This is a genomic window from Metallosphaera yellowstonensis MK1 (assembly GCF_000243315.1).
Taxonomy (GTDB): domain Archaea; phylum Thermoproteota; class Thermoprotei_A; order Sulfolobales; family Sulfolobaceae; genus Metallosphaera; species Metallosphaera yellowstonensis.
Window position 1 is genome coordinate 21,061 of the sequence record NZ_JH597758.1, and the last position, 1,119, is coordinate 22,179.

Annotated in this window: 1 protein-coding gene and 1 pseudogene; both read left to right on the top strand. The window is 36.7% G+C overall.

Annotation, left to right across the window (positions count from 1 at the left end):
• Positions 1-318: pseudogene (locus tag METMK1DRAFT_RS00675) on the top strand (IS701 family transposase); the annotation flags it as partial.
• Positions 319-380: 62 nt separating this feature from the next.
• Positions 381-878 (top strand): glycosyltransferase family A protein, encoded by a 498-nt coding sequence (locus METMK1DRAFT_RS00680; RefSeq protein WP_009069592.1) that lies wholly within the window; start codon positions 381-383, stop codon positions 876-878.
• The last annotated feature ends 241 nt before the right edge of the window (positions 879-1,119 follow it).

The window sequence follows — 1,119 nt, forward strand, 5'->3', positions numbered from 1 at the left end:
CGTGACTCCGGGACACAGGCCAGGTACCTCTACACGACCGACCTCTCGCTCAGCGAGGAGGAGATCGAGGAGGCCTGGAGGATGAGGTGGGAGATCGAGGAGCTCCACAGGGACGTCAAGGCCTTGGGACTGGAGGACTCCTCGTTCTGGAGGAGGGAGAGGCTCCAGGGCTACCTCGCGATCTTCACCATCATGACCAACGTCGTCAGGGAGCTGATAGGGGCTCTTAACCTGAGGAGCGTGGAGGCGTTCCTCAGGTTCGTTGAACGTCATTTAGGCGGACCGCCGGGGCTGATGAAAATCTTTAAGTTACGTTAAAGTCCCATAACTGCTGTAATTCGTTTCTCAAAAAATATTAACTGGTAATTTAAGCTATACTTGTGAAGTCAGCAATAATAATTACAGTTTACAAGAGGTATAAGTATATTGATGAAGCGTTAAACTCAGTTTTATCTCAAACAGTCAAACCAGATCAGATAATTATAGTAGCTGACAATCCGAAGATATTGAACAACTCCATAAATGCAACTGTGATTGAGGCAGATTATCCACAATTAGGAAAGAAGATGTTTGAGGCAATTAAGGCTCTAAGAGATGATATTGATATTATATATTTCCTTGAGGACGATGATATGTTTCATAAAAATAAAATTGAATATATAAATAAAATTTTTGAGAAAAGAAGAGATATAGTAACCGTTCATAACTCAAGGAAATTAGTGGACGAGAACGGTATTGATTTAAATTATGAATTAGATAAAATTCCATTTGAAATTGAGATAAGGAAGGACAATATTGTTCAGATAATTAGGGAAAATTACTTTCTTTTAAGCAATAATAGTTCTCTTTCTATAAGAAAAGACACTCTAGAAAATTAAAATTATATAGCTCAAATCGATATATCAGTTGATTTAGTAATAATATATTTTTCATTAGTTTTCAGAAAACTATTACATATTCCTGAGAAATTAACTTATTTCAGAGTAGGTTCTGGTTCGTCTACTATTGGTAATACTCATAGTTCTGATGAATTCAATGAAAGAAAAGGGAAAATTGTATGTACCTTTAATAGAACAGTAAATGATTTATTGAAAATTTATTCTATGCTGCCAGATTGTG